General features: G+C 74.2%; 16 protein-coding genes. 10 read left to right on the top strand and 6 right to left on the bottom strand.

From position 1 onward, the window contains the following. Positions 1-28 precede the first annotated feature (28 nt). Positions 29-922, bottom strand: coding sequence for a DUF4184 family protein (locus tag ACFRU2_RS33920; RefSeq protein ID WP_382979689.1), 894 nt, complete (start codon positions 920-922; stop codon positions 29-31). A 242-nt stretch (positions 923-1164) separates the two neighbouring features. Between ACFRU2_RS33920 and ACFRU2_RS33915 the strand changes: the two genes are divergently transcribed. From ACFRU2_RS33915 to ACFRU2_RS33905, 3 genes are all read left to right on the top strand, one after another. Next, positions 1165-2466, top strand: coding sequence for a lytic transglycosylase domain-containing protein (locus ACFRU2_RS33915; RefSeq protein WP_382979687.1), 1302 nt, complete (start codon positions 1165-1167; stop codon positions 2464-2466). 190 nt (positions 2467-2656) lie between these two features. Continuing rightward, on the top strand, positions 2657-2797 hold the full coding sequence (locus ACFRU2_RS33910) for an SPW_0924 family protein (protein ID WP_250744997.1): 141 nt from the start codon (positions 2657-2659) through the stop codon (positions 2795-2797). Positions 2798-2811: 14 nt separating this feature from the next. Next, positions 2812-3789 carry a DUF3068 domain-containing protein gene (locus ACFRU2_RS33905; RefSeq protein ID WP_382979685.1) on the top strand — a complete coding sequence of 326 codons (978 nt, stop codon included), beginning with the start codon at positions 2812-2814 and terminating at the stop codon, positions 3787-3789. Here ACFRU2_RS33905 and ACFRU2_RS33900 read toward each other — a convergent pair. Both ACFRU2_RS33900 and ACFRU2_RS33895 read right to left on the bottom strand, forming a co-directional pair. Beyond that, positions 3779-6481, bottom strand: coding sequence for an ATP-dependent RNA helicase (locus ACFRU2_RS33900; protein ID WP_382979682.1), 2703 nt, complete (start codon positions 6479-6481; stop codon positions 3779-3781). The two genes, ACFRU2_RS33905 and ACFRU2_RS33900, sit on opposite strands and share 11 nt — an antisense overlap. Before the next feature lie 4 nt (positions 6482-6485). Next, positions 6486-7334, bottom strand: a complete 849-nt coding sequence (locus ACFRU2_RS33895; protein ID WP_382979680.1) for a class I SAM-dependent methyltransferase — start codon at positions 7332-7334, stop codon at positions 6486-6488. 358 nt (positions 7335-7692) lie between these two features. Between ACFRU2_RS33895 and rpsA the strand changes: the two genes are divergently transcribed. The 4 genes from rpsA (at position 7693) to ACFRU2_RS33875 (ending at position 11482) form a co-directional block, all read left to right on the top strand. Beyond that, positions 7693-9210 (top strand): 30S ribosomal protein S1, encoded by a 1518-nt coding sequence (gene rpsA / locus ACFRU2_RS33890; protein ID WP_266876946.1) that lies wholly within the window; start codon positions 7693-7695, stop codon positions 9208-9210. 182 nt (positions 9211-9392) lie between these two features. Next, positions 9393-10331, top strand: coding sequence for a PAC2 family protein (locus ACFRU2_RS33885; RefSeq protein WP_382979678.1), 939 nt, complete (start codon positions 9393-9395; stop codon positions 10329-10331). A gap of 52 nt (positions 10332-10383) precedes the next feature. Next, complete coding sequence (gene coaE, locus ACFRU2_RS33880) at positions 10384-10992, top strand: dephospho-CoA kinase (RefSeq protein ID WP_382979676.1); 609 nt, start codon at positions 10384-10386, stop codon at positions 10990-10992. A 94-nt stretch (positions 10993-11086) separates the two neighbouring features. Continuing rightward, positions 11087-11482, top strand: a complete 396-nt coding sequence (locus ACFRU2_RS33875) for a tetratricopeptide repeat protein (RefSeq protein ID WP_382979673.1) — start codon at positions 11087-11089, stop codon at positions 11480-11482. Positions 11483-11509: 27 nt separating this feature from the next. Here the strand turns inward: ACFRU2_RS33875 and ACFRU2_RS33870 are convergent, their stop codons facing one another. Together ACFRU2_RS33870 and ACFRU2_RS33865 are read right to left on the bottom strand one after the other, a co-directional pair. Continuing rightward, positions 11510-11773, bottom strand: a complete 264-nt coding sequence (locus ACFRU2_RS33870) for a DUF6343 family protein (protein ID WP_382979672.1) — start codon at positions 11771-11773, stop codon at positions 11510-11512. A 70-nt stretch (positions 11774-11843) separates the two neighbouring features. Beyond that, positions 11844-12473, bottom strand: coding sequence for a hypothetical protein (locus tag ACFRU2_RS33865; protein WP_382979670.1), 630 nt, complete (start codon positions 12471-12473; stop codon positions 11844-11846). Positions 12474-12655: 182 nt separating this feature from the next. Between ACFRU2_RS33865 and ACFRU2_RS33860 the strand changes: the two genes are divergently transcribed. The 3 genes from ACFRU2_RS33860 (at position 12656) to ACFRU2_RS33850 (ending at position 18276) form a co-directional block, all read left to right on the top strand. Further along, positions 12656-13966, top strand: a complete 1311-nt coding sequence (locus tag ACFRU2_RS33860; protein ID WP_382979667.1) for a helix-turn-helix domain-containing protein — start codon at positions 12656-12658, stop codon at positions 13964-13966. A 243-nt stretch (positions 13967-14209) separates the two neighbouring features. After that, complete coding sequence (locus tag ACFRU2_RS33855; protein WP_382979785.1) at positions 14210-17071, top strand: SNF2-related protein; 2862 nt, start codon at positions 14210-14212, stop codon at positions 17069-17071. Next, positions 17068-18276 (top strand): SWIM zinc finger family protein, encoded by a 1209-nt coding sequence (locus ACFRU2_RS33850; protein ID WP_382979665.1) that lies wholly within the window; start codon positions 17068-17070, stop codon positions 18274-18276. Before ACFRU2_RS33855 ends, ACFRU2_RS33850 begins: the two co-directional genes overlap by 4 nt. Here the strand turns inward: ACFRU2_RS33850 and ACFRU2_RS33845 are convergent. After that, the gene (locus tag ACFRU2_RS33845; RefSeq protein ID WP_382979663.1) at positions 18257-18802 is read right to left on the bottom strand and encodes a hypothetical protein; all 546 of its coding nucleotides are present in this window, start codon (positions 18800-18802) and stop codon (positions 18257-18259) included. The genes ACFRU2_RS33850 and ACFRU2_RS33845 overlap by 20 nt on opposite strands. Between the last annotated feature and the right edge of the window lie 22 nt (positions 18803-18824).

The following is an 18824-nucleotide window of genomic DNA, read 5'->3' as shown; positions in this document are numbered from 1 at the left end:
CCCGTGGTCCGGCAGCGCCCGTCCCCGCCTACGCGGTGGGGACGGGCGTTTTCGCGTCGGCGTCCGTGCCCGTGCCCCCGCCCGCGTCGGCGTCCGTGTCCGCGTACGAGCGGTCGCGGACCCGCCGGTGGCGCAGACGCACGAGGACCCCGTACAGCAGCAGCCCCACGACGAGTCCGCCGCCCGCGCCGAAACAGATGGTCGGGATGATGTCGAGCGGGGTGCGGATCCGGTCGAAGAAGGTGAAGAAGCGCAGCACGCGCAGGGTGACCCCGACCGCCACGCAGACGAGGACCAGCGCGAGCGCGCCCCCCACCTCGGCCCGGCCGAGCACCGGGACGGACACGGGGGCCGGCGCGTCCGGCAGCCGGCGCAGCGCGGTCACCGTGAACCAGACCAGGAAGCAGGCCGCGAGCGCCGAAGTCCCGTACTGCAGGTACGAGTAGAGGGGCAGTCCGAGGGCGAGCGGCTCGCCCAGCTCCGGCAGGGTGCGCGTCCCGAAGCGGTCGACGTGTGTGAAGGCGTCCCACACCACGTGCGTGAGGGAGCCGGCGACCGCCGAGAGGTAGAACCAGAGGGCCAGCACGGGCAGTCGGCGCCCGCGCCACTCCTCACCCCGGACGAAGGCGTGCACCCTGCCCTGCCGGCCGCGGGGCAGGAGAGCGATCAGCGGCTCGCGCAGCAGCAGCCAGCACGCCGCGAGGACGGCGGTCAGCGCCGCGTCGGCGGTCAGGACCCCGGGCAGGGAGTGCGTGAAGGTGCCGTACGGCTTCAGGCCCGACACGACCGTGTCGGCGAAGTAGAAGCTGTCCGGAGCGAACGACCCGAGGACCAGCGCCGATCCGACGAGGGGGCCGCGCGCCCGACCGGACCGGCGGACGGCCGGAAGCACGGCGGCCGCGTGGCTGAGGGTGAACGGCATGGGGCCTTGCCTCCGGGGCTCGACTCGTCGACTGGTGCGGACCGGCGCGACCGGTGCGATCGGTGTGTCCAGTATGGGCGGCCTGCGGAACACATGAGGAAATCGTGAATTCCGGCTCGCGATGCGTGCCCTGTCCAGCGAGTTGACGTAGGGTCACGCGGACGTCGAGGGGGAGGGGGGTCCGGCTCATGACGGCTCGGATTCGGATACCGGTTCGGATATCGGCACGCGCGTCCGCGGGGATGCCGACGCGGTTCGGCCGGGTGGTGCGCAAGGGCGGGGCCGCCGTGCTCGTCTCCGCCCTCGTGGCCGCCGTGCTGACCGCCTCGCAGGGGCCGGTCGCGGCCGGCGTCGACGCGGCACCGGTCGCGGAGCCCGCGCCCGAACCCGTGCCCGACGGCTCCGCGGGGGACGGCTCCTACTTCACCGCCCTGCCGCCGCTGGTGAGCCCCGAGCCGCCGGCCGTGCTGCTGCCCGAGGACGGGACGGCCCCGACGCCGCCGCCCGTGGCACCGGCCGCCGCGGATCCGGGACCGCGCACCGAGCCCGTGGGCACGGGCGGGGCCGAGGGCGCGCAGGGGATACCGGCGAGCGTGCTCGCCGCGTACCGGGGCGCCGAGCAGGCCGTCGGCAGGAACGACCCCGGATGCGGACTGCGCTGGCAGCTCCTCGCGGCGATCGGCAAGGTCGAGTCCGGGCAGGCGCGCGGCGGGCAGGTCGACGCCGCCGGTACGACGCTGCGGCCGATCCTGGGCCCCGTGCTCGACGGCAACGGCTTCGCGAACATCTCGGACACCGACGGCGGGGCCTACGACGGGGACTCCCGCTACGACCGTGCGATCGGGCCGATGCAGTTCATCCCGTCGACGTGGGCCTCGTGGGGCCAGGACGCCAACGGCGACGGCCGGCGCGACCCCAACAACGTGCACGACGCCGCGCTCGCGGCGGGCCGCTATCTGTGCGCCGGGACGCGTGACCTGCGGGTGGACGCGGATCTGGACCGGGCCGTGCTGTCTTACAACCAGTCCTCCGCGTACCTGCGGACGGTGCGGTCGTGGTTCACGTACTACCTGAAGGGCGCGCACGAGGTCCCGGACGGCCGGGGCGGCGGCAGCGGCAGCGGCAGCGGCGGAACCCCGGGGGTCACACCGCCGAAGCCGAGCCCGAGCCCGAGCCCGACGCCGAAGCCCACACCCACACCCACGCCCCCGCCTTCACCCACGCCTTCGCCGAAGCCGACGCCCACGCCGACGCCGAGCCCGACGCCGAGTCCCAAGCCGACGCCGACGCCCACGCCGAGCCCCACGCCGACGCCGACGCCGAGCCCCACGCCCACCCCGAAGCCGACACCGACCCCCACGCCCAGCCCGAAGCCCACCCCGAGCCCCACCCCGAGCCCGAAGCCCACGCCGACGCCGTCGCCGACCCCTTCCCCGAAGCCCACGGCTTCGGTCTCCCCGTCGCCGAAGCCCAAGCCGTCGGCCAAGCCCTCGCCGTCACCGTCCGCGTCGGCCGCCGGTCCGGCGCCCACGGCGACCCCCTGACGCGCACTGACGCCCGCCCCCCTCCCTGAGCGGGGGCGGGCTTCGGCGTGCCCGTGCGTAGGGGCCGGGGCTCCGGCCGAGGTCGTCGCGAGGTCACCGCGCGAGCAGTGGCGCAAACGGTTCTCATCTGTCATCCGCATTGCTACGGTGCCACCGCCCTGACACCCCATCAGATTCCGGAGGCCCCGGCATGCGCGCATTCGTCGCCGCCGCCAGCGGTCTCGTCCTCGCGGCGCTCCTCGTCTTCGCCATCACGGCGACGGGGGCGCCGGAAGGCAAGACCTCACCGAAGCCCCTGCTCACCACCGCGCCCGCCGCGCCCGGAAAGTAGAGGAGGGCCCGGCCATGCGACGCAGAGCAAGCCTCGTCCTGCTAGCCGTAGCCGTGTTCTGTGCAGCCCTCGCACCGCTGCTGCGCTGGTACGCGTACCCCAGGCTCGCCAAGATCCCGCCGAGCCAGTACCAGGAGATGGTGCTGGAGGCGAAGGACGCGACCCTCGTCGACTACGCGACCATGCAGCCGAAGAAGGTCGACAAGGTCACCATCGTCCAGACCCTCAAGGGCAACGTCGAGGCGTCGAAGGAGATAGAGGCCAGCGCGGGCAAGGACGTCGTGGTCTGGGACACCTTGACCCACATCATGGGCCCGGACGGGAAGATGGTCTCCCAGATCCCCGAGCGCTACATCTTCGACGCCCACAGCCAGGCCCCGGTGCACGCCACCGGCGAGGCCGTGGACGGGGATCCGGTCAAGCGCGAGGGCGTCGAGTTCAAGTGGCCGTTCTTCACCGAGCCGCGCGACTACCTCTACTTCGACGCGCAGACCCGCACCTCCTCGCCCATCCACTACGTCGGGCCGCGCACGTTCAAGGGCATGGACGTCTACTACTACGAGCAGACCGTGCCGTGGACGAAGGTCGGGCTGCCGAAGAAGATGCCGTTCGACGGCATCGACCCGGCGACGTTCGAGCAGACCACCGGAACCAGCCTCTGGTACACGACCAAGGCGATGTTCTGGGTCGACCCGGTGACCGGGGCACCCGTCAACGCCGAGCAGGAGATCCAGCAGGAGATGCGCGGCGGGACCCTCGCGGGCAGCGCGCCCGACGGGAAGCTCACCGTCTTCGCCGGGCACGTGAAGATCCGCGAGGACTACAGCGACTACACCGTCGACCTGGTCAAGTCGAACCGGATCATGGTCCTCGGGCTGCACACGTACGCCCCGATCGGGCTGGCGGCCGGCGGGCTCGCGCTCTTCGGGCTCGCCCTCTGGCTGGAGGCGCGCGGCCGGCGCCCCCGCCGGGAGGAGCCGTTCACCGCTTGAGCCGGGCCTTGGTGTGCCGGGTGGGCTCGGCGGTCGCCGGGTCCTCGGGCCACGGGTGCTTGGGGTAGCGGCCGCGGAGCTCGGCGCGGACGGCGCGGTAGCCGCCCTGCCAGAAGGACGCCAGATCGGCGGTGACCGCGGCGGGCCGGCCGGCGGGCGACAGGAGATGGACGAGTACGGGGACCCCCGCGACCCGGGGGGTCTCGGCCAGCCCGAACAGCTCCTGGAGCTTGACCGCGAGGACGGGCTGCCCGTGCTCGGCGGCGTAGTCGACGCGGATCCGGGAGCCGCTCGGCACCTCGATCCGTTCCGGGGCCAGCTCGTCGAGCCGGGCGGCCTCGCCCGTGGCCCAGGGCAGCAGCCGGTTCAGCGCCTGCCCGGCCTCGATCCGCGCGAGGTCGCCGCGGCGGCGGGCCCGCGACAGCTCGGGCTCCAGCCAGTCGTCGGCGCGCTCCAGCAGCTCCCCGTCGTCCGCGACGTCGGGCCAGGGCGCGCCGAGGGTGCGGTGCAGGAAGCCGAGCCGGGCCCGGAGCGCCTGCGCGTCCGGGGTCCAGCGCAGCAGGCCGAGCCCCTCGGTGCGCAGTCCGTCGAGCAGTGCGGCCCTGACGAGGGCGCGGTCGGGGTCGCGCAGGGGCCGTGCGGCCAGCTCGATCGCGCCGAGCCGTTCCACGGAGCGGGCGACGAGGTCGCCGTCCTCCCAGTGCACCTCTTCACCCGCGCGGAACAGGTGGTCGGCGGCCGTGCGGGCGGTCTCCTCGTCCAGGAGGGCGGCGAGCCGGACGCGGGCGGACGCGGAGTGCGGGGGCCGGTCGGCGACGGCCACGGCCAGCCAGGGCGCGCTGCGCAGCGATGACCCCTCGCCGAGCTCGGCCCCGGTTCCGGAGGCCATGAGGAAGGCCCCCTGGCCCTTGGCCCTGGCGACCCGCTCGGGGAACGCGAGCGCGGCGACGAGCCCGGCGGCGGCGTCGTCGGGGAGGTCTTTTTCCCCCACCCCGCCCCTTCCCGAAACCGGGCTCTGCCCGGACCCGTTACCGGCGCTCCGCGCCGGTGCGCTCGAACGCCGCGCGGGCTGGATGTGCCGCGCAGCGGCAGATCCCGCCCCGCCGGCGTTCGAGGCGCGGGGGTCCGGGGGCGGAGCCCCCGCAGGGTCCCGCTCCGCAGCCGCGCGCTCCAAGCGCCTGGCCTCCGCGCGCCAGCGCGAGCCGTACGGGTCTCCGCCCGCGCGGGCCCGGCGCCAGGCCGCGGCCAGGTCGTCTCCGTACTCCCGCGGCGGCTCCTCGCTCAGCAGGGCCACCAGCTCCGCCGCCCGCCGGGGCCCCAGCGCGGCGGAGCCGTCGAGCAGGGCCCGGGCCAGCCGCGGGTGCAGGCCGAGCCCGGCCATCCGGGTGCCCCGGGGCGTCGGCTGCCCCGACGCGGAGACCGCGCCCACCGCGAGCAGCACCTCCCGCGCCGCGGCCATCGCTCCGGCCGGCGGCGGGTCGAGCAGGGCCAGGCCGGTCGCGTCCGGGTCGCCCCAGCAGGCGGCCTGGAGGGCGAACTGCGCGAGGTCCGCGATGCGGATCTCGGAGGCGGGGTACGCGGGCAGCCGCCCGTCCTCCGCTTCGGCCCAGCAGCGGTACACCGTGCCCGGGGCCTCGCGCCCGGCGCGGCCCGCGCGCTGGCGGCCGGCCGCGCGGGACGCCCGTACGGTGGCCAGCGCGCCCAGGCCCCGGGCGTGGTCGACCCGGGGTTCGCGGGCCAGCCCCGAGTCCACGACGATCCGTACGCCGGGCACGGTCAGGCTGGACTCCGCGACGGCGGTGGACAGGATGACCCGGCGGTGCGCCGCGGGGGACAGCGCCGCGTCCTGGACGGAGGCCGGAGCGCGGCCGTGTATCTGGAGCACCACCGCGCCGAGCACACCGACGGCGCCGAGCAGACCTGCGACCCGGGCGATCTCACCGACGCCGGGCAGGAAGCACAGGACGTCGCCGGAACGTTCCGCCAGCGCCCGCCGCACCACCGAGGCCACGTGCGTCAGCTGCGCCGGATCCACCCGCATCCCGTGCGGCGGCCGTACCGGGCGGGCCGGCGGGGCCCACACGGTCTCCACCGGGTGGGAGACGCCGGCCGCCTCGACGACGGGGGCGTCCCCGCCGCCGCCTCGTCCCAGGAGCCGGGCCCAGCCGGCCGCGTCCGTGGTCGCCGAGGCCGCGAGGAGCCGCAGCTCCGGGCGCAGGTTCTCCCGTACGTCCAGGAGGAAGGCGGCGACCGTGTCCGCGTCCAGGTGCCGCTCGTGGCACTCGTCCAGGATGACGAGGTCGGTCCCGGACAGCTCCTGGTCCCGCTGGAGCCGCTGGAGCAGCACCCCGGTGGTGACCACCTCGATCACGGTGGACGGCCCGACCACCCGCTCGCCGCGCACCGTGAAGCCCACCGAGGCGCCGACCTGCTCGCCGAGCAGCCAGGCCATCCGGCGTGCCGCGGCGCGGGCGGCGATCCGGCGGGGTTCGGCGACCACGACCCGGCGGCGCGGCCCGCCCCCCACCAGCCCCGCCAGCACCAGCGGCACCAGCGTGGTCTTGCCGGTGCCGGGCGGGGCGCAGAGCACGGCGGCGCCGTGGGCGTCGAGCGCCGAGAGGAGCGCGGGCAGGGCTTCCCGTACGGGAAGGGAGTCGAGGTCGGCCGTACGGACCGCGTGCCGTCCCGTCACCGGATCAGTCCCGCTCGCAGACGAAGATCGCCGTACCGGGGATGAGGTTGCCGCGCAGCGGGGACCAGCCGCCCCATTCCTGGCTGTTCCACGCGGGCCATTCCGGCTCGACCAGGTCGAGGAGGCGGAAGCCGCCCGCGACCACGTCCCGGACCCGGTCGCCGAGGGTGCGGTGGTGCTCCACATATACGGCGCGGCCCTGCTCGTCCTGCTCGACGTACGGGGTGCGGTCGAAGTAGGAGGCGGCGACGGACAGCCCCTCGGGGCCGGGCTCGTCGGGGAAGGCCCAGCGGATGGGGTGGGTGACGGAGAAGACCCAGCGGCCGCCGGGGCGCAGGACGCGGCGCACCTCGCGCATGACGTTCACGGGGTCGGCGACGAAGGGGACGGCGCCGTAGGCGGAGCAGGCGAGGTCGAAGGAGCCGTCGCGGAAGGGGAGCCTTCCGGCGTCCGCCTCGACCAGGGGAACGTCATCGCCGATCCGCAGGGCGTGCTGGAGCTGGCGGTGGGAGAGGTCCAGGGCGACGGGGCGGGCGCCCTGGGCGGCCAGCCAGCGCGAGCACTGGGCGGCGCCGGCGCCGATCTCCAGGACGTCCTTGCCCTTGAGGGAGGCGACGGGGCCCAGCAGGGCGGCCTCCGCCTCGTCCAGGCCCTCGGGTCCCCAGACGAAGCGGTCGTCGCCGAGGAAGGCTCCGTGCTCGCTCTGGTACTCGTCGGCGTTGCGGTCCCACCAGCCCCGGCTCGCCCGGCTGCTCTCCGCTTCCCCCGCGTCACGCCGCGTGGCCTCGGAGTCGTCCTCGGCGGCCGATCCGGCTTCGTACGCCTCTTCGGGGGCGCAGTCCTCTTGGTTCATGGGGCCCGTCGTCGTAGTCTGCGAATGTCTGCGGAAAGCGGGCTGGAAGGGCCATCGGCGCCTGCCCGCCCGCTAATTGTGCCGGTTGTGCGGTGATCCGCCCGAGGTGTGCGCCTTCGCGCATTGACCCTGTCCGGCTGCCCCCGTATGCTACAAGTTGCGCTGCGAGCCTGTGCTCCTCAGACCTAGCAGGCTGCGCTTGTATCTGTTGATGTCCCCTCGGTTTTCGAGGCCCCCACCCCGCGTTTCGCGGAACTGGGGCTTCCTTGGCTGTCCGGCTTCTTCGGCAGATGCCGATAAGGGCTCCCGGCGTAGCAGTACCTACGACTTTCTGTCCGTAACCGGAGCCCTTACCCACATGACGAGCAGCACCGAGACCACCGCCACCACCCCGCAGGTTGCGGTCAACGACATCGGTGACGAGGCCGCGTTCCTCGCCGCGATCGACGAGACGATCAAGTACTTCAACGACGGCGACATCGTCGACGGCGTCATCGTGAAGGTCGACCGTGACGAGGTCCTCCTCGACATCGGTTACAAGACCGAGGGCGTCATCCCGAGCCGCGAGCTCTCGATCAAGCACGATGTCGACCCGAACGAGGTCGTCAAGGTCGGCGACGAGATCGAGGCCCTGGTTCTCCAGAAGGAGGACAAGGAAGGCCGTCTGATCCTGTCCAAGAAGCGTGCGCAGTACGAGCGCGCCTGGGGCACGATCGAGAAGATCAAGGAAGAAGACGGCATCGTCACCGGTACCGTCATCGAGGTCGTCAAGGGTGGTCTCATCCTCGACATCGGCCTCCGTGGCTTCCTTCCGGCTTCCCTCGTCGAGATGCGTCGCGTCCGCGACCTCCAGCCCTACGTGGGCAAGGAGCTCGAGGCCAAGATCATCGAGCTGGACAAGAACCGCAACAACGTGGTCCTGTCCCGCCGCGCCTGGCTCGAGCAGACCCAGTCCGAGGTTCGCCAGACGTTCCTCACCACCCTGCAGAAGGGTCAGGTCCGCTCCGGCGTCGTTTCCTCGATCGTCAACTTCGGTGCCTTCGTGGACCTGGGTGGCGTCGACGGTCTCGTCCACGTCTCCGAGCTGTCCTGGAAGCACATCGACCACCCGTCCGAGGTTGTCGAGGTCGGCCAGGAAGTCACCGTCGAGGTCCTCGACGTCGACATGGACCGCGAGCGCGTCTCCCTGTCGCTGAAGGCGACGCAGGAAGACCCGTGGCAGCAGTTCGCCCGGACGCACCAGATCGGTCAGGTCGTCCCGGGTAAGGTCACCAAGCTGGTTCCGTTCGGTGCGTTCGTCCGCGTGGACGAGGGCATCGAGGGTCTGGTCCACATCTCCGAGCTGGCCGAGCGCCACGTGGAGATCCCGGAGCAGGTCGTCCAGGTCAACGACGAGATCTTCGTCAAGGTCATCGACATCGACCTCGAGCGTCGCCGGATCTCGCTGTCGCTGAAGCAGGCCAACGAGTCCTTCGGTGCCGACCCGGCGTCGGTCGAGTTCGACCCGACCCTTTACGGCATGGCCGCGTCTTACGACGACCAGGGCAACTACATCTACCCCGAGGGCTTCGACCCCGAGACCAACGACTGGCTCGAGGGCTTCGACAAGCAGCGCGAAGCCTGGGAGGGCCAGTACGCCGAGGCGCAGCAGCGCTTCGAGCAGCACCAGGCTCAGGTCATCAAGAGCCGCGAGGCCGACGAGGCCGCCGCTGCCGAGGGTGCGGCCGCTCCGGCCGCGGGCAGCAGCAGCAGCGCCGGTGCGGGCATCTCGGGTGGTTCGTACTCCTCCGAGGGTGCGGACGAGACCTCTGGCGCCCTGGCGTCCGACGAGGCCCTCGCCGCGCTCCGCGAGAAGCTGGCCGGCGGCCAGAGCTGATCGCAGCAGCACGGCGCGAGCCGAGCTGATCTTCACCGGTAAGGCCCGTCCCCTCTGGGGGGCGGGCCTTACCGCGTTGTGGGGCGGAGCCGCATGTTCTGTGAACGCCGCGCCAACTGGGGAATGGTCACGGGACCTTGAACGTTCTTGCCAGAGAACGCGGCGGAGGAGGAGTGGTGGCGGTGCTTGATCCACAGGGTTTGTACGAATGGGACGCCAAGGGCCTGGCGGTGGCCGACCTGGCGCTCGCCCAGGACTCGGCCGGGCTGGTCATGCTCTACCACTTCGAGGGGTACATAGACGCGGGCGAGACCGGCGAGCAGATCGTCGAGCGGCTGCTCGACACGCTGCCCCACCAGGTCGTGGCCCGGTTCGACGCGGACCGCCTGGTGGACTACCGGGCACGGCGTCCGCTGCTGACCTTCCAGCGCGACCACTGGACCGAGTTCGAGGAGCCCCTGCTCGAGGTGCGCCTCGTCCAGGACGCCACGGGCGCGCCCTTCCTGCTCCTCTCCGGCCCCGAGCCGGACGTGGAGTGGGAGCGCTTCTCCGTCGCCGTCCGGCAGATCGTCGAGCGCCTGGGCGTGCGGCTCTCCGTCAACTTCCACGGCATCCCCATGGGCGTCCCGCACACCCGTCCCGTCGGAATCACCCCGCACGGCAACCGGACCGACCTCATGCCGGGACACCGCAGCCCCTTCGACGAGGCCCAGGTCCCCGGCAGCGCCGAGTCGCTCGTCGAGTTCCGCCTCGGTCAGGCCGGGCACGACGTGCTGGGCGTCGCGGCCCACGTACCGCACTACGTGGCGCGCTCCCCGTACCCCGACGCCGCGCTGACCGTCCTGGAGGCGATCACCGCCGCCACGGGGCTGGTCCTGCCGTCGGTCGCGCACGCGCTGCGCACCGAGGCGCACCGCACGCAGACGGAGATCGACCGGCAGATCCGGGAGGGCGACGAGGAGCTGGTCAGCCTGGTGCAGGGGCTGGAACACCAGTACGACGCGGCGGCCGGCGCCGAGACCCGGGGCAACATGATCGCGGAGCCCGCGGAGATTCCGTCGGCGGACGAGATCGGCCTCGAATTCGAGCGGTTCCTGGCGGAGCGCGAGGGCGAGGGCTGATCCGGTCGGGGGCCTGTACGGAGCCCGGGGCGCGGGGGCTAGTCTGCCGGGCATGTTGAAAGTTGGCCTGACAGGCGGAATCGGCGCCGGCAAGAGCGAGGTCTCGCGGCTGCTGGCGGGGTACGGGGCGGTCCTCGTGGACGCCGACCGGATCGCGCGGGAGGTCGTGGAGCCCGGTACGCCCGGGCTCGCGGCGGTGGTGGCCGCCTTCGGGGAGTCCGTGCTGACTCCGGAAGGCGGGCTGGACCGGCCCAAGCTGGGGTCTATCGTGTTCGCCGACCCCGAGAAGCTGCGGATCCTCAACGGGATCGTGCACCCGCTGGTCGGGGCCCGGTCCGCCGAGCTGGAAGCCGCCGCGGGAGCCGACGCCATCGTGGTGCACGACGTACCGCTGCTCGCGGAGAACGGGCTCGCGCCGCTGTACGACCTGGTCGTCGTCGTGGACGCGGCGCCCGCCACCCAACTGACCCGGCTCACGGCACTGCGGGGCATGGAGGAGTCGGAAGCCCGCGCCCGGATGGCCGCGCAGGCCACACGGGAACAGCGGCTGGCCGTGGCCACGCTCGTGATCGACAACGACGGGCCGCTGGAGGCGCTGGAGCCGCAGGTGCGCAAGGTGTGGGAGGAGCTCACGGCGCGGGCGGCGGGCGGCGGGGCCTGACCCGGGGGACGCGGCGTGTGCCGCGTGCCGCGTTGACGGAATAGCGGGCGGTGCGGGGGGCGTTGAACGCGCCTGTAGAGGGAAGGAACAGACCGTGTCCGACACCACGCCGCAGCTCCCGCCGCCGTCTCGGTCCTCGTCGCCCGAGACGCACGTCATCGACTACCGGGCCGCGGAGCAGCTCCTCGCCGCGCGCGACCCGCGGGGTGCGGTGAAGTTGCTCGACTCGGTCATAGCCGCCCACCCGGAGAATACGGCGGCCCGGCTGCTGCGCGCCCGGGCCTTCTTCGCCGCCGCCCAATTGCGGCCGGCGGAGCTGGAGTTCGAGATCGTGTTGGAGCGGGAGCCGGACAACGCGTTCGCCCACTTCGCGCTGGCCCGCACCCACGAGCGCGCAGGCCGGCCGGACCAGGCCCGCAAGCACTTCCGCCTCGCGGCCGCCCTGGACCCCCAGCCGGACTACCTGGCGGCGGCCCGCTTCGAGACGTAGCCGGGCCCTGCCCGAGGGAGACACCCCCTAGTGGCCGGGGGGCTCGTACGGGGGGATGTCGCGCCCCGGCTGGTAGTGCGGGCCCTGGTGGATGTGGTGGAGCACCACGGCCAGGTCCACGGCCGCGAGCACGGCGACGGCGGCGCAGGCCGCGGCCCACCCGGGCCGGGCGGCGAGCGAGAACGCCGCCGCCCCGGCGCCGGACCAGACCATCCCCCACAGGCTCAGCCAGAAGCGCAGCCGCAGCGCGCTGCGGGCGGTCACCGGCTCGTTTCCGGTGCGCACGGCCATCACCGCCTCGACGTGTCGCCCACCCGGGCTCCCCCCGTCCCTTCCATGGTCCCACCGGGGGCCCGGTGCGTCAGGGGTTGAGCTTGTTCACGGCCTTGACGGTCGTCTTCTTGAAGGCCGGGACGGGCGCCTCGTTCAGGTACCCCATCTGCCCCCACTTCACGACCGTCACGGTGGTGCCGTCGCGGCCGATGCCGTACAGGTGGACGCCGGGCTCGGATTCCGGCATGGAGGTGTGCACCCCGTAGACGTGGGCGCCCTCCTCGACGGTGAGCTTCCCGTAGTCCTGCCAGGAGGCCGTACCGCCCGGGGTCTTGCGCAGCCAGTCGGCGGCGCAGGCCGCGACCTTGCGCTCCAGGGCCGCCGCGAGCTTGACGGCCGCGGCGCTGGAGGAGGTGCGTACGGACACCTGTACCGCGCCCGTGTCGAACTCGGTGGAGAAGTCGCGGTACCAGCTCCCGGAGGCGGGGAGGACGCCCTCCACGCAGAACGGCGCGAACTCGGGCAGCCCCTTGGTGACCTTCCCGGCGTACCAGGCGGAGCCGGGGTGCGGGGGCAGGTCGGTGCCGACCAGGAACCCGGGCGCGGTGACGGCGGCCGTCGAGGTGGTGGAGGCGGCGAGGACGAGGGCGGTGGCGGCGGCCGCGGTGGCCGCGAGGGCGGCGGCGGTGCGGGCGGTGCGGGCGGTGCGTCGGAACATGGTCGGTTCTCCCCGTGTGGTCCGTGTGGTCCGTGCAGTCGGTGTAGTCGGTGTAGTCCGTGACGGTGCGGCGGTGCTTATGGAAAGGCTGTACCCCGGCCGGGGCCCGGGCCGACGGTTCGGGACGAACTCGGGACAATGGAACGGCCGTACGGGCCCTCAGCTGCGGGAACATCGTTGACATGGAACGGAACTCCGGGACGGGGAGATCGGCCGAGGCGCAGGCGTTCGCGCGGTCGATGAGGGAACTGAAGGAGCGGAGCGGGCGGAGCTACGGGGCTCTCGCCCGCGACCTCCACACGAGCACGTCGACCCTGCACAGGTACTGCACCGGTGAGGCGCTGCCCGCGGAGTTCGTGGTGGTCGACCGCTTCGCCCGGGCCTGCGGGGCGCGGCCGGCGGATGCGGTGGAACTGCACCGGGCCTGGCTGCTGGCGGATGCGCGGAGGCGGGCGGGGGCGGTGGAGGTGGCGCCGCCCGTGGAGGAGGGGGACGGGGCGGCGGAGGCTGCGGACATCGGTGTTCCGGGGGCGCCCGCGCCCGCGCAGGCGCCCGCGTCGGCGCCGCGCCGGACCGGGCGCCGCCTGATGCTGGCCGGGGTGGCGGCGGCCGCCGTCGTGGCCCTCGCGGTGGGCGTCGGGTGGCTTCCGCAGACGGGCCGGGCCGACCCGACGGCGGCGGCTCCGAGTACGGCTCCGGGTACGGCCACGGCCACGGGCGGGGCCACGGGGACGGGACCGGCGACCGGGCCGACGGCGTCGCAGGCCGCGCCGGAAACGCCGGCCGGCCCCGCGGCGACGCCGGCGGAGAGCGGCACGTCGGCGGGAGCGACGGGAGCGCCGACGGCTCCCGCGGCCACGGGCGGCCCCTCACCGGCCTCCCCGCCCCTGCGTGCGGCCGTGCGGTCGCACGTGTGGGCGGCGGGCTGCGACCACGCGTACCTCGCCGAGCCGGCTCCGTCGGCGGTGCCCCCGCCGCCCGTGGAGGCGGACGCGCCCGCGTGGGCGGCGGGGCGGAAGGCCGTCCACGCGGGGACGCAGATCGTGGAGGTCACCCTGCTGGGCACGGGACCGGACCCGGTGGTCCTGGAGGACCTGGAGGTACGGGTGGCCGGGCGGCGGGCCCCGCTGCGGTGGAACGTGTACGAGATGTCGCAGGGCTGCGGCGGAGGGCTGACCCCGGCCGGGTTCACGGTCAACCTGGACGCGCCGCGTCCGGTGGCGCGGCCGGTGGCCGGCAACGACCAGGGGGAGAAGATCGAGGCCCCCGCCTTCCCGATCAAGATCTCCGCCACCGAACCGGCCGTCCTGCGGGTGGTGGCGAGCAGCACCGGATGCGACTGCGACTGGTACCTGGACCTCCGCTGGAGCGCCCCCACCGGCTCCGGCACCCTCCGCCTCGACGAGTCCGGCCGCCCCTGGCGCATCTCCGCCGCCTCCCCGGACCGCCCGGTCTACGGCTACGCCCACGAACGCGGCCGCTGGAGCCGCTGAACCCCAGCACCGATGAAGCCGAACGGGTCACCCGGGCCCCCGCCGGTGCAATCGCCGGACCTCGGGGCCGCCCGGGCCGTAGTGTCACGGGGTGCCGTCGGGTTCCCGGGTCTTCCGGAAACGCCCAGCTCAGCGGCATTGTCAGTGGCCCCGCCTAGACTCGACGGGATACGTGTCTGGACGTGAAGGTGTCCGGGACGACCCCGGAGGCTGTGGAGACCGGGAGAGGGGGACGCGATGGCCATGCCCGGGACGAGGCACGCACCGGCGCAGCCGCTCGTGTCCGCCCTGCCGCGGCACGCCGCCGTGTTCCTGCCCGCCGCCGTGCCCCGCGAGAGCCGCATCGCGTTCTGGGCCCCCGACGGGGACGCCCTGCCCGCCGAAGGCGTCCCGGCCACGCTTCAGGTGGTCCGTCCCCATGGCGAGGGCGTCCGTACCCGCACGGTGCCCGCCGTCACGCTGACGGTCACCGCCGCCCTGCCCGTGCTCGTCCGTGCGGCCCGCGCGGTCCGCGGGCCCGCCACGCATCCGGCGACCCGCGCCTGGGGGACCGCCGCCGTCCAGGCCCTGTCCCTCGTCGCGCGGGGCCGTCTCCTGCCCGGGCTGACCCCCGAAGGGGTCGACGCCTGGCGGGCCGGGCCCCTGGACGCCGAGGACATCGCGCATCTGCGCGCGGTCGCCGCAGCCCTGCCCCACGAGGGGTACGCCACCCCGCTCGCCGGACGCCGCCCGCTGCACCTGCCCGAACCGGAGGCGCTGGTCAGGGCGTTCCTCGACGCCGTGGCCGACAGTCTGCCCCGGACCCCCGCAGCGCCCTTCGCCGCGGGCCGGCCGTTCGCGGCCCGCGAGCCGCAGCAGGTCCCGGGGATACGGGACTGGGCCGCGCAGGTCGCCTCGGGTGCGGACACCGGAGTCGGGATCTCGCTCCGCCTCGACCTGTCCTCCTTCCGCCTCTTCGACGAGGCCGAGAGCGGCACGGAGCCGGGGGAGGGCGTGCGCCGCGCCGGGGCCGCCGTCGTCCAGGTCCACAGCCTCGCCGACCCGACCCTGGTCACGGACGCCTCCATGCTCTGGGCGGGCGCCGCCGCGGCCGGGTTCGGACCCCGCGCCCGGATCGACGCCGTCCTCGCGCTGCGCCGGGCGGCCCGGGTCTGGCCGCCGCTGCTGCGGCTGCTGGACCAGCAGGTCCCCGATGTACTGGCCCTCTCGGACCCCGAGCTCGAAGACCTGCTGGGCCGGGCCGCGACCCGGCTCGCGGAGGCCGGAGTCCTGGTCCACTGGCCGCGCGAGCTGGCTCGTACGCTGTCCGCGACCGCCGTCGTACGGTCCACCGCGCCCGGTTCCGCCACCGACGGCACCGCGTTCTTCGACGCCGAGCACCTCTTCGCCTTCTCCTGGGAGCTGGCGCTCGGCGGCGACCGGCTCACCCCGGGGGAGATGGACGCGCTCGCGCAGGCCCACCGGCCCGTGGTGCGGCTGCGCGACCAGTGGGTGCGGGTCGATCCGGAGCTGGTGCGCAAGGCGCGCAAGCGGGAGCTGGGTCTGCTGGACCCGGTGGACGCGCTGGCGGCCGTACTGACGGGGACGGCCGAGGTCGAGGGGGAGCCGGTGGCCGCGGTCCCCGTGGGGGCGCTGGCCGCCCTGCGGGACCGGCTGACCGGGGAGCTGGCCCCGCTGCCCCAGCCGGCCGGGCTCAAGGCCACCCTGCGCGACTACCAGGCCCGCGGCCTGGCCTGGCTCGACCTGATGACCTCGCTCGGACTCGGCGGCTGCCTCGCCGACGACATGGGTCTGGGCAAGACCGTCACCCTGATCGCGCTCCACCTGCACCGCGACCGTCCCGAGCCGACGCTGGTGGTCTGCCCGGCCTCGCTGCTGGGCAACTGGCAGCGGGAGATCGAGAGGTTCGCCCCCGGCATGCCGGTGCGCCGCTTCCACGGCGCCGGCCGCAGCCTCGAAGGGCTCGAGGGCGGATTCGTCCTCACCACCTACGGAACCATGCGCGCGGGAGCGGCCCGGCTGGCCGAGCAGCCCTGGGGCATGGTCGTCGCGGACGAGGCCCAGCACGTCAAGAACCCGCACTCGGCGACCGCGAAGGCGCTGCGCACGATCCCGGCGCCCGCCCGGGTGGCGCTGACCGGCACCCCGGTGGAGAACAACCTCTCCGAGCTGTGGGCGCTCCTCGACTGGACCACGCCCGGACTGCTCGGCCCGCTCACCGCGTTCCGGGCCCGGCACGCCCGGCCCGTGGAGCACCAGACGGAGGAGGACGGGGGCAACGAGGCGGCGGTCGCCCGGCTGGCCGCGCTGGTCCGGCCGTTCCTGCTGCGGCGCAAGAAGTCCGATCCGGGGATCGCGCCGGAACTGCCGCCGAAGACGGAGACCGACCACCCCGTGTCCCTCACCCGCGAGCAGGCCTCCCTCTACCAGGCGGCGGTCGACGAGGCGATGGCCGTGATCGGGGCGAGCGAGGGCATCGAGCGGCGCGGCATGATCATGAAGCTGCTGGCCTCGCTCAAGCAGATCTGCAACCACCCCGCCCAGTATTTGAAGGAGGCGGAGCCGCGGATCGCGCACCGCTCCGGGAAGCTGGCCCTCCTCGACGAGCTGCTCGACACGATCCTGGCCGAGGGCGGCTCGGTGCTGGTCTTCACCCAGTACGTGACGATGGCCCGCATCATCGAACGCCATCTCACCGCGCGCGGGATCTCGCACCAACTGCTGCACGGGGGCACGCCCGTTCCGCGCCGGGAGGAGCTCGTGGACCGCTTCCAGGCGGGCGAGGTCCCCGTGTTCCTGCTCTCCCTCAAGGCCGCGGGCACCGGCCTCAACCTCACCCGCGCCGGCCACGTCATCCACTACGACCGCTGGTGGAACCCGGCCGTCGAAGAACAGGCCACCGACCGCGCCTACCGCATCGGCCAGACCCAGCCCGTCCAGGTCCACCGCATCATCGCCGAAGGCACCGTCGAGGACCGGATCGCCGACATGCTGGAGGCGAAGCGGGCGCTGGCCGATGCCGTCCTCGGCTCCGGCGAGACGGCGCTGACCGAGCTCACGGACCGCGAGCTGGCCGACCTCGTCTCCCTGCGCAGGCCCGTATGATCACCGCGCGCGACGACCGCCGCCGCACCTTCGAGACCGTGCCGCCGGGGCTGGAAGCCGTCAGCTGGTGGGGCCGGGCCTGGGTGTCGGCCCTGGAGGCGGTGGCCCACGACGGAGCCCGCCTGACCCGGGGGCGGACCTATGCCGCCGAGGGCCACGTCGACGCCGTCACGATCACCCCGGGCCGGATCGTGGCCTACGTACGGGGCAGCCGGCCGCGGCCGTACCGCACCGAGCTGTCCCTGCCCGCGCTCTCGGACGCCGAGTGGAGCGAGCTGCTGGAATCGGTGGTGGCCGATCCGACGGCGCTCGCCGCGCTGCTGGAGCGGGAGGTCCCGGAGTCCCTCTCCGAGTCGGTCCTGCCCGGTGCGGGAGAGCTCGTGCCGCGCTGCTCCTGCCCGGACGTCGGGCGTCCGCCCTGCAAACACGCAGCCGCCCTGTGCTACCGCGCGGCCCGCCTCCTGGACGCCGATCCCTTCGTCCTGCTCCTGCTGCGCGGCCGCGGTGAGCGGGAACTGCTGGAGGAGCTCACCCGGCGCAATGCCGCCCATGCCGCGCGCGAACAGCCCGATGGGACACCGGACTTCCCGGGCGTTCCGGCCCGTGCCGCGCTCGTCCGCACCGTCCTGCCCCCGCTGCCCGCTCCACTGGCGGCGCCCTCCGCCGTCGGGATGCCGCCCGCGTACCCGGCCGACCCGGCGGCCCCGGACCCGCTCGCCCTGGACCAGCTCGCCGCGGACGCGGCCGCCCGCGCCCTGGCGCTGCTGCGCACCGCCGAGGATCCGATGGCAGGGCTGAGCCGCTGGCAGGACGCCGTCCGGCTGGCCTCGGCGCACCCCACGGCCGGGCTCACCGGCGCCGCCCGGGCCCTCTACCGCGAGCTGGCCCGCGCCACGGGCCGCAGCACCACCGACCTGGCCCGGGGGGCGGCAGCCTGGCGGCAGGGCGGTCTGCCCGCCCTGCTCGCCCTCGAAGAGCCCTGGGACCCGCCCGCCGGCCCCTTCGACCGGGCCCGCCCGGCGCTCCTCGCCGCCGCCCAGGGCTCGTTCCGCCCCGACCGCAACCGGCTCACGGGCTCCTCCCGGCAGCTCCGGCTCGGCCGGGACGCCCTCTGGTACTCCTACGAGAACCGCCTGGGCGACGACGACTGGTGGCCCACGGGTCGCCGCCCCTCCCCGGACCCGGTCACGGCCCTGCTGGGCTGAGTCCGGCCGCCCAGCGCTCGAGGGTGGCGAAGTCCTGCGGGCGCAGGCCGTGGCGGGGGTGGATGCGCAGGAGGAGGGCCGGGGCCGGGTGGTGGGCCGCGACCCAGGCGCGGTCCCGGGGCGTGATCAGGTCGTCGACCCAGGCGAAGGGCCGGCCGGCGGCCCATTCCAGGAGGGGGCGGGTCTTCCAGAAGAGGCCGTCGGGGTCGCGGGCGAAGGGTTCCGGCCATTCGATGACAGGAAGATCAGCGGGTAGTCCGATGTGCGGGGAGATCAGGGTGTTGGCCTCGTGCGTCCAGGCGGTGGCCCAGGCGAGTTCGTAGGGCAGGGCCAGGAGCCGGGGGCCGTGGGACGGGTGCAGGCGCACCCGCAGGCCGCGCCTGGTGCTGCGGGATTCCGGTTCGCGGTAGGACAGCCAGATGCTCGGCCGCATCCGGTGGCTGGTGTATCCGCGGAGACCTGCGAGGCGGGACCGGAACGGATTGAGGGGGCCGTCCACGTCGAGGAGGAGCAGCGGGCGAGTCATGAAGTAGGGATTACCCAGTACA

It is taken from the genome of Streptomyces sp. NPDC056883 (genome assembly GCF_042788835.1).
In the GTDB taxonomy this organism is placed as follows: domain Bacteria; phylum Actinomycetota; class Actinomycetes; order Streptomycetales; family Streptomycetaceae; genus Streptomyces; species Streptomyces stoeckheimensis.
Note: the sequence above shows the minus strand (reverse complement) of the source record. Positions and strands in the feature narration are given on the sequence as shown.